Genomic DNA, 8,889 nt, shown 5'->3' with positions numbered 1-8,889 from the left:
AACCTCAATCCCCTAAAGGAAATTGGTTGCGGGAGCCGGATTTGAACCGACGACCTTCGGGTTATGAGCCCGACGAGCTACCAGACTGCTCCATCCCGCGCCTGTAATTTCTTTAAAACAAATCCGTAATATTTACGAGCATGCCTTGAAGAGAGCGCTACTATATAGGAATAAACATATAATGCAAGGCTTTAGTTATTATTATTGTTCAAGTGAACAAAAAGCAGGCAGTTGATGTTGTAAGTATTCCCTTTAGTGTGGATTAATCATTTTTTGCCACTCCCAATCAGGGTGTCCCATTACAATGAAGTCTGGGTTTTCAGTACTTTCACGCTGATTATAAGTTAGTGGGTTAAACTCTGCATCGGTAATACTGCCGCCAGCTTGCTCAACTATAATTTGTGATGCGCCCGTATCCCACTCACCAGTAGGGCCGATTCTTAAAAAACAGTCGGCCTTTCCCTCTGCAACAATACATGCCTTTAAAGAGCATGACCCTAAAGCAACAGTAGTAAATTGGGCGTTAAGGTACTGGCTCACTGCTTCAATTTTTTGGCGGCGGCTTACTGCAACCGTTAAGTTATCGGGTGAGGCTACAAATATTTGCTTGTCGCTACCATTTTTACGCTTAAACGCCCCATTATCGGCACTCGCAAAATAGGTTACCCCTTTTGTTGGCCAATGAATAACTCCCAGTACAGGTTGGTTATTTTCAATGAGTGCTATATTTACCGCAAAGTCGCCACTTTCTAAAATAAATTCTCCGGTACCATCCATAGGATCAAGCAACCAATAACGTTGCCAATGCTGCCTGTCGGCTAATGCTGGGATCGGTGTTTCTTCTGACATAATAGGAATATTGGGTGCTAACGCCTCTAAACCAGCCACAAGCACGTCGTTAGCAGCAAGATCAGCTTTAGTAACAGGTGTGTTGTCTAGCTTTTGCTCTTTACCAATATCGCCATTTTTATAAATAGCCATAATGGCATCACCAGCACGCTCAGCCAATAATATACAAGGCTCTAGTAATTTATTCATCAATGACTCCTGATGCTAAATACTGATCTAATAATAATAAAGCAGCTACACTGCGTGCTTCGGTAAAATCGTCTTGTGTTAATAATGACCGCCAATCGGTTAATGGCCACTTAACAACGACCAGTGGCTCTGGCTCATCACCGGGCAATGTTTGTGAATACAATTGTTTAGCGACCATAATGTGCATGGTGGTATTAAAATGACTTGGCGCTATAGATACCGCTTTTAATCGTTTTAGGTAATCTGCACCAAAACCAACTTCTTCTTTAAGTTCGCGATTAGCGGCTTGCTCTGGTGTTTCACCTGGGTCAATTAACCCTTTAGGAAAACCCAGTTGATAGTCGTTAGTACCAGCGCAATATTCTCGCACTAGTAGTAATTCGTTATCTTTAGTTAACGGCACAATCATTACTGCACCTCGCCCGCCGCCACGAATTCGCTCATATTGACGTTCTTCGTTATTAGAGAATTTAAGTTCTAAAGATTCCACGGTAAATAAGCGACTTTTAGCTACAACTTTATTACTGAGGATTTGCGGTGGTATAGGGTGCTTTTTCTGTGTCATTGGCGTTAATTTGCTATCATGGCAGTTGTGCTTAATCATAAACTTTTCACAGGGAAAAGCCCATGCTAAATTGGTCAAAAATCGATACAGTTTTACTCGATATGGATGGAACATTACTCGATTTACATTACGATAGCCATTTTTGGCTTAACGTTATTCCACAACAGCACGCATTAGCAAAAAATATTAGCTTTGAAGCAGCGCAAGCTGATATTTCAAAACGCTACCAAGCCGTTAGCGGAAAAATACAATGGTACTGCTCAGATTATTGGGAGCAACAGTTAAACCTGCCTATTATGGAACTAAAGCGACAGTCTAAGCACTTAATAAAAGTGCGCGACGATGTGCCGTACTTTTTAACTGAACTTAAAAAAGCAGGTAAAGAGTTAATTTTACTTACTAACGCCCACCCTGAGTGTGTAATGCTTAAATTTGAGCAAACTGCAATTGATAACTACTTAGATGGAGTCGTATCGACTCATGAATATGGGGTAAGTAAAGAGCAGCAAAGCTTATGGCAACAGGTGCAAAGTGACTTAGGATTTAACAAAAGCCGTACGCTTTTTGTTGATGATAGTGTTCCTGTACTCAACGCTGCACGCCAATACGGTATTGAACACTTGCTTGCGGTTGCTAACCCAGACAGCCAACAACCACATAACGATATAGCCGATTACTTAAATGTTACCGACTATCGCAAGCTAATTTAATTATTTTAGCGCAAACTATTTTGTTGGATATCGTGCCTCTAAGCCTTCGTACACTAATTTTGCAAAATCTGCATGTTCGGTATTAAGGCTTTTAACAACTTCTACTAAATGCTCGTTATCTTCTTGGCCATCCCACACTTTAATGTAACTGCCATCTTTATAGCCATGATCTTGGCGGAAGAAGTTTAAGGTATTTTTACCTACATAACCTCGGTATAAATCGTCAATATTCATACCTATTTGTGCCATACAACCTGCAAAAGCAGCCGCATTAAAAGTTTTATCTGCGACAGCAGATGCCGCCAATACTTCCAGTGTTTGCTTAAAGTCATCGGCTTGATGGGCAGTGCTTAATTCTAGCTCAAGCTGTTTAGCTATTTTTTCGTAGCTGGTGATACCGTCAATTCTGAGTGACAAGCCAAAATGAAAAATATCCACTAACTCTAAAATAACTTGTTCGGTATCAGGCGTTTGTTTTTTCCACCATTTCCAACCGTAATGATCGAGCATTTCTGCACACTCAACCCAAATGGCTCTGTACCAATCAAACCCTTGGCTAAACCATTGGTCATGTACTTTGGTATTCATGGCATTTTGCATTTCTAGCATCACTACTAGTTTGTTTAAATTGGCAGACATATCAATTCCTGTCGTTTTTGATTAGCTAAATTTTCATTAGTGTAATAATACAGATAAAATGCTTGTTGTGCATTGCTGTATATTTTCATTAGCGTGCTAACTATGTTTATCTTGAAGTCGTAAACTCATGCCATGAGTTTATTAGGTCTATAAAATCTTCAAAACCACAACCACTGCTTAGGCCATTTTCTTCAAGCATTAAATCGTCGTCTTGATAAGCCATAAGATCTTCACTGTCTTGGTGCAGAGCATGGGCTTCAAATAGAGCTTCGTCTTTCGTTAAAATTAAATCTATTTCTTGGCCCTTTAGCGTTAAAGGCTCAAAGCTTGAACTCACCGATGCAATAAGCGCTTGCACCATAGCTATTTTATCTTTGCCTATTTCTTCGTTTAACCAGCGGCCAATTATGGCATGCTCGCTACTTATTTTAATGCGTAATCCGCTAATTGGATCGCGAATAAATTGATATTCCATACGTATCGCTTTTAAATCGTTAGTTGCGCAATTATATACGTAAATAGCAGCAGACGCTAAAAAGCAAAATAGCGCCAAAAGGCGCTATTTTATAAAGCTTTAATATTAATTACGTCACGATCTATAACGTGCTGCATCAATAATTGCCCAAACATATACAATAGCGGCAATTATTCCTGGCACAATTAAAAACCATAATGCCGCACCACCAAAAAATAATATAGCGAATATAAGCGCGGCAAGAATACGCCCTTGCACTAGCTGCCCCAACCCCGGGAAAAATATATTACATAATGCTGCGATTACGTTACCGCCTGAACCTTGTCCTGACATACTAACCTCTGTAGTTTATTTAATTTTTATATTTTAGCTATAGAATTACTTACACACTCTATGCCAATTTAATAAATGTTACAAATCATATAGTTGTATTTTTATCAGTTTAACGCTGTGGTGATTTTTACTAAATTGAGGTCAAATTAGCAATTTTTATTATATCTTTTTAACCTTTTCCGTTTTTGATTCGCTATCAAGCTACTAGTTTAGAACATAATTTTATGAATAGCTGTGTATAAAAACAGTATTTTATTTAGCCTAACAAAAACACCTGCTATACTGCCCGCATTATTGATTAAAAAGGCGTAACGATGGACGTTTCACAATTACTCGATGGCTTAAACGACAAACAACGCGATGCCGTTGCAGCCCCACTACAAAACATGCTGGTATTAGCAGGTGCTGGGTCTGGTAAAACACGAGTGTTGGTTCATCGTATTGCTTGGCTAATGCAAGTTGAGCAAGCCTCAGCGTATAGTATTTTTGCGGTTACCTTTACTAATAAAGCAGCTAAAGAGATGCGTACTCGCGTTGAAGAGACGCTAAAAGCGCCGGTTGGTGGTATGTGGATTGGTACTTTCCATGGTTTGTCGCACCGTATTTTACGCGCGCACCACCGTGAAGCAAAATTACCCGAAGCATTTCAAATTTTAGACTCAGACGATCAGCTACGTATGATCAAACGTTTATTAAAATCGATGAATATTGATGATAAAAAATGGCCCGCTAAACAGTTTGGTTGGTACATAAGCGCTAAAAAAGATGAAGCACTTCGCCCTAAAGATATTCAAGCCTACGATATTAACGAGCAAATGATGCTGCGCGTGTACGCGGCGTATCAAGAAGCATGCGACAGAGCAGGCTTAGTCGATTTTGCCGAAATACTACTGCGCAGCTACGAAGTACTCAAAAATAACCCTACACTACTGCGCCATTATCAACAGCGCTTTGCACACATGTTAGTAGACGAGTTTCAAGACACCAACACCATACAATACGCATGGTTAAAACTACTTGCTGGCGACTCCAATAGTATTATGATTGTTGGCGATGACGATCAGAGTATCTATGGTTGGCGCGGTGCAAAAATAGAAAACATTAAACGTTTTTTAACTGACTTTAGCGCAGAGACCATTCGTCTTGAGCAAAACTATCGCTCTACCGCCACTATATTAAAAGCCTCAAATGCCCTGATCCAAAATAACTCAGAGCGTATGGGTAAAAGCTTATGGACCGACGGTAACGAGGGCGAACCTATTTCTATTTACGCCGCATTTAACGAGCTAGACGAAGCGCGTTTTGTAAGTAGTAAACTGCGTAGTTGGTTAAATGCCGGCAATGCGCTGCAAGATGCGGCTATTTTATATAGAAGTAATGCGCAATCACGTGTACTCGAAGAAGCCATGCTACAAGAAGGCCTAAAGTATCGTATTTATGGCGGCATGCGATTCTTCGAACGCCAAGAAATTAAAGACGCCCTGTCGTACTTACGCATAATAGGTAACCGTCAAGACGATGCTGCATTTGAACGAGTAATTAATACTCCAGCTCGTGGTATTGGCGATAAAACGCTAAGCCATATACGCGACTGTGCACGCGCCGAATCGTTACCACTTTGGTATGCAGCAAAAGCAATTGTAGAGCAACAACATTTATCTGGCCGCGCTTCTGGTGCAGTGAGTAAGTTTGTCGAACTAGTAGAGCATATTGAAGATAAAATTAGCGATCTAACGCTACATGAGCAAGCTAAGTACGTTATTCAAACTTCTGGGTTAATGGCAATGTACCAAGCCGAAAAAGGTGAAAAAGGCCGTGCCCGAGTAGAAAACTTAGAAGAACTTATTAGCGCTTGCGATCAGTACGAATTGCCTGAGGAAGAAGAATATAGCTCTCCTCTACAAGGCTTTTTAGCGCATACCTCGCTTGAATCTGGTGAAGGACAAGCAGAAGAGCACGAAGACGCCGTACAAATGATGACATTGCACTCAGCTAAAGGTTTAGAATTTCCGTTAGTGTTTATGGTTGGCGTAGAGGAAGGTATGTTCCCTTCTCAACAAAGTAATGAAGAGTCTGGCCGTTTAGAAGAAGAACGCCGCCTTTGTTATGTAGGTATGACCCGCGCTATGGATAAACTATATATTAGCCATGCCGAAAGCCGTCGTTTATACGGACAAGAAAAATACCATACACCATCGCGCTTTTTACGGGAAATTCCCGAGGACTGTGTTGAAGAAATTCGTATTAAAACCCAAGTATCTCGACCACCCGCTGCAGGGCGTTTTAGCGCATCAGTTAGTCACGCTGCATTTGAAGATAGCGGCTTTAACTTGGGGCAACGTGTACTGCATGCTAAATTTGGTATTGGTACAGTACTTAATTACGAAGGTGCGGGTGCGCAATCTCGCGTACAAGTCAACTTTGATGATTTAGGTAGTAAGTGGTTAGTAACGGCATATGCAAGACTACAAGCTATATAAAAAGCAGCTCATACAACTAGAGCAACAATTAGCTGGCGCGCATCACCGCCAGCTAGTGCTTGTTACTGGCAATGATAATTGGTGCTATGAGCTGACAAACTCACTAGTACAAAATACTAATACACTTACTCTATCTAAACATTGTGCACTTAAAAATGCTCAATGGCCTGCACACATTCACCAAATATTAGGACAAGAATTTACCCACGCCATTTACGATGGCTTTAGTGGCTTATACCCCGATAAGTTGGCCGCAATTACTGGTACAGTTAGAGCTGGCGGAGTATTGTTTGTATTACTTCCTGAGCTGGGTAACCTAAATAACTGGCAAGATCCCGCATTAAAAAGTGTCCAGTCTCATGGCCACAGCAATCAATATAGTTTATTCAATCAGCGTTTCAGCTCTATTATTAAAAGCTTACCAGCCTTGCATTACAGTGAAGAATTTGGCTGCATCAATAATAATTATAACTATGTCCTGCACAGTAATATTGATTTTGAACCGCAGAAAAACTGCGTAGCACAAATAGTAAAATTAGCTCATGGACGCGCCAATAGACCGCTACTGATCAATGCAGATAGAGGCCGAGGAAAGTCAGCCGCATTAGGCCTAGCAGCCGCAAAATTAGCTGATAAAAATGTAATTATTTGCGCCACTCAATTTAGAGCAACACACAGCAGCTTTAAACACTTAGCTGCACAGCTAAATGTTAATTACGATCCATTACAAAAACAGCTTGCTAACATGCAATATATTGCGCCAGACGCTCTGTTAAATGAGCTTCCCGAGTGTGACGTACTCTTAGTAGATGAAGCTGCTGCTATCCCAGTGCCTATGTTATTAAGCATGTTAGCGCATTATCCTCGTATTGTATTTGCAAGCACCTTAGTAGGTTATGAAGGCAATGGTAGAGGCTATACAATTCGCTTTAGTCAATATATTAAAAACCACTACAAAGCTTCTAAAGTAATTACTCTTGATGAGCCATTGCGCTTTGCTAAGCACGATCCACTTGAGCAGCATATTCGCAGTTTATTAGCACTTGATGCACAGTATCAAGAGACTAATAGCAATAAATCGCAGATTCCTAAGCATAGTGAAGTAACTCAGCAACAACTCGTAACTGATGAAGCACTATTGTGCCAAGTCGTTGCTTTACTTGCACTTGCTCATTATCAAAGTAGTGTGAATGATTTACGCCAGTTGTTAGATGCGCCATCGCAACGCATATTTATCAGCAAAATAGACAAGCAATTAGTGGGTGTATGCTTAATCGCGATAGAAGGCGGTTTAAGTGAAGAACTTACTGAGCAAGTTATAAATGGTGAGCGCCGCCCACAAGGGCATTTAATGGCGCAAACACTTGCACAACTGAGCTTTAACAGTGATTTTTTAACTCATTTAAGTGCGCGAGTTGTCCGTATTGCAATTGATCCAAGCTCACATAATTGTGGCCTAGGAAAAGCATTACTGAGCTATAGCGAGTCACAAGTAAAAGAACAATGTACTTGGTTTGGTGCTAGTTTTGGTGCCACTGCACAATTGCTAAAATTTTGGCAAAGCCTAGGCTTTAATGCTGTTAAATTAGGTTACCAACGCGACAAAAGCACTGCTGAGCACGCAACTTTAGTTGTTAAATCTCTTAATGCACCACAACAAAGTTTACAGTCACTGATTAAACAGTTTCAATACGAGCTGTTTTATGGCCTATTAAGCCACTTTAAGTCATTAGAATGGCAACTGGTTAGCACATTACTGCGCTCATTTAATGATGAGGTAATAGCTTCTGATACGTTAAGGTTATTTACACAGCAACTCAGCAGTAACCGCTTTACTATTTCCCCCACTCTCTGGCGTTTAATTAGCCAAAATCCTGTTATAATTACTAGGATAGCAGCCAATCAGCAGCAACTTTTAATTCAAACAGTTTTACAACACCATACCGATGAGCAACTTATTAAAAATTTAAATCTCAGCGGCAAAAAGCAATTAGAACAACAGTTTAGAAACACAACAAACATACTCGCAAAGCAACTTTCTTCATAAAGCCATTTCACTTTTCTGCAGACGTAAAAAAGCCCGAATCGTTAAATTCGGGCTTTCTACAATTTGGGGTCGGCGCGCTACTTCGTAGCGACAACGCAGTAGAATGTCGTAAGTGCCCACAGCGGTGGAGAGTCACAGTGCAAATGCACTAAACTCATTGGCTAGTGATGATGTTTTTATGATTTGAGTGTCGGGTGTCGCTACGCTCGCCCAACCTACGCGGGAGACTTGTGTACATTATTCACCCACATTTCACTTTTCTACAGACGTAAAAAAGCCCGACTATTTCTAGTCGGGCTTTCTACAATTTGGAGCCTGGCAATGTCCTACTTTCACATAGCAAATGCTACACTATCATCGGCGCTGTTTCGTTTCACTACTGAGTTCGGCATGGGGTCAGGTGGGTCCAAAACGCTATTGTTACCAAGCAAATTAGGGCGTTAATTCGTATCACTACAAATTAACTGAATTTGGAAAATATCTGATAATATTTTTTAAGTCTTTGCGTAAATATCTACTTTAGTCATATTAACTTCTTGCTTGAACTGTCACATAAAACGCGTTTGGCGTTGTATGGTTAAGCCTCACGGGTAATTAGTACA

General features: G+C 40.6%; 8 protein-coding genes, 1 tRNA gene and 1 rRNA gene. 3 read left to right on the top strand and 7 right to left on the bottom strand.

Going from position 1 to position 8,889, the window contains the following annotated elements:
• Window positions 1-23: 23 nt before the first annotated feature.
• From HC000_RS17785 to nudE, 3 genes are all read right to left on the bottom strand, one after another.
• Window positions 24-100: transfer RNA gene (locus tag HC000_RS17785), tRNA-Met, on the bottom strand.
• 152 nt (window positions 101-252) lie between these two features.
• Window positions 253-1,038 carry a 3'(2'),5'-bisphosphate nucleotidase CysQ gene (gene cysQ, locus HC000_RS17780; protein WP_011326850.1) on the bottom strand — a complete coding sequence of 262 codons (786 nt, stop codon included), beginning with the start codon at window positions 1,036-1,038 and terminating at the stop codon, window positions 253-255.
• Window positions 1,031-1,603 carry an ADP compounds hydrolase NudE gene (nudE, locus tag HC000_RS17775; RefSeq protein ID WP_011326849.1) on the bottom strand — a complete coding sequence of 191 codons (573 nt, stop codon included), beginning with the start codon at window positions 1,601-1,603 and terminating at the stop codon, window positions 1,031-1,033. Before nudE ends, cysQ begins: the two co-directional genes overlap by 8 nt.
• Window positions 1,604-1,665: 62 nt before the next feature.
• Between nudE and yrfG the strand changes: the two genes are divergently transcribed.
• Window positions 1,666-2,313, top strand: a complete 648-nt coding sequence (yrfG, locus tag HC000_RS17770) for a GMP/IMP nucleotidase (RefSeq protein ID WP_011326848.1) — start codon at window positions 1,666-1,668, stop codon at window positions 2,311-2,313.
• Between the two features lie 15 nt (window positions 2,314-2,328).
• Here the strand turns inward: yrfG and HC000_RS17765 are convergent, their stop codons facing one another.
• The 3 genes from HC000_RS17765 to HC000_RS17755 all read right to left on the bottom strand — a co-directional run bounded on the left by HC000_RS17765 (window position 2,329) and on the right by HC000_RS17755 (window position 3,760).
• The gene (locus HC000_RS17765; RefSeq protein WP_086994344.1) at window positions 2,329-2,952 is read right to left on the bottom strand and encodes a dUTP diphosphatase; all 624 of its coding nucleotides are present in this window, start codon (window positions 2,950-2,952) and stop codon (window positions 2,329-2,331) included.
• Window positions 2,953-3,058: 106 nt separating this feature from the next.
• Window positions 3,059-3,427: a YacL family protein gene (locus HC000_RS17760; protein ID WP_011326846.1), complete on the bottom strand. Its 369-nt coding sequence runs from the start codon at window positions 3,425-3,427 to the stop codon at window positions 3,059-3,061.
• A gap of 114 nt (window positions 3,428-3,541) precedes the next feature.
• Complete coding sequence (locus tag HC000_RS17755; protein WP_011326845.1) at window positions 3,542-3,760, bottom strand: hypothetical protein; 219 nt, start codon at window positions 3,758-3,760, stop codon at window positions 3,542-3,544.
• Between the two features lie 314 nt (window positions 3,761-4,074).
• On the opposite strand from HC000_RS17755, the gene uvrD reads away from it, so the two are divergent.
• Together uvrD and HC000_RS17745 are read left to right on the top strand one after the other, a co-directional pair.
• Window positions 4,075-6,240 (top strand): DNA helicase II, encoded by a 2,166-nt coding sequence (uvrD, locus tag HC000_RS17750; protein ID WP_058372303.1) that lies wholly within the window; start codon window positions 4,075-4,077, stop codon window positions 6,238-6,240.
• The gene (locus HC000_RS17745) at window positions 6,218-8,287 is read left to right on the top strand and encodes a GNAT family N-acetyltransferase (RefSeq protein WP_179808342.1); all 2,070 of its coding nucleotides are present in this window, start codon (window positions 6,218-6,220) and stop codon (window positions 8,285-8,287) included. Before uvrD ends, HC000_RS17745 begins: the two co-directional genes overlap by 23 nt.
• A 313-nt stretch (window positions 8,288-8,600) precedes the next feature.
• Here HC000_RS17745 and rrf read toward each other — a convergent pair.
• A 5S ribosomal RNA gene (gene rrf, locus HC000_RS17740) occupies window positions 8,601-8,715 on the bottom strand.
• Window positions 8,716-8,889 lie beyond the last annotated feature (174 nt).

This window comes from Pseudoalteromonas sp. MIP2626, from assembly GCF_013414205.1.
Classification (GTDB): Bacteria; Pseudomonadota; Gammaproteobacteria; order Enterobacterales; family Alteromonadaceae; genus Pseudoalteromonas; species Pseudoalteromonas nigrifaciens.
Note: the sequence above shows the minus strand (reverse complement) of the source record. Positions and strands in the feature narration are given on the sequence as shown.

Bases quoted from the DNA above. Each gene is read 5' to 3' on its own strand.
- cysQ (WP_011326850.1), bottom strand. From the start codon at position 1,038: ATGAATAAATTACTAGAGCCTTGTATATTATTGGCTGAGCGTGCTGGT.
- nudE (WP_011326849.1), bottom strand. From the start codon at position 1,603: ATGACACAGAAAAAGCACCCTATACCACCGCAAATCCTCAGTAATAAA.
- yrfG (WP_011326848.1), top strand. From the start codon at position 1,666: ATGCTAAATTGGTCAAAAATCGATACAGTTTTACTCGATATGGATGGA.
- HC000_RS17765 (WP_086994344.1), bottom strand. From the start codon at position 2,952: ATGTCTGCCAATTTAAACAAACTAGTAGTGATGCTAGAAATGCAAAAT.
- HC000_RS17760 (WP_011326846.1), bottom strand. From the start codon at position 3,427: ATGGAATATCAATTTATTCGCGATCCAATTAGCGGATTACGCATTAAA.
- HC000_RS17755 (WP_011326845.1), bottom strand. From the start codon at position 3,760: ATGTCAGGACAAGGTTCAGGCGGTAACGTAATCGCAGCATTATGTAAT.
- uvrD (WP_058372303.1), top strand. From the start codon at position 4,075: ATGGACGTTTCACAATTACTCGATGGCTTAAACGACAAACAACGCGAT.
- HC000_RS17745 (WP_179808342.1), top strand. From the start codon at position 6,218: ATGCAAGACTACAAGCTATATAAAAAGCAGCTCATACAACTAGAGCAA.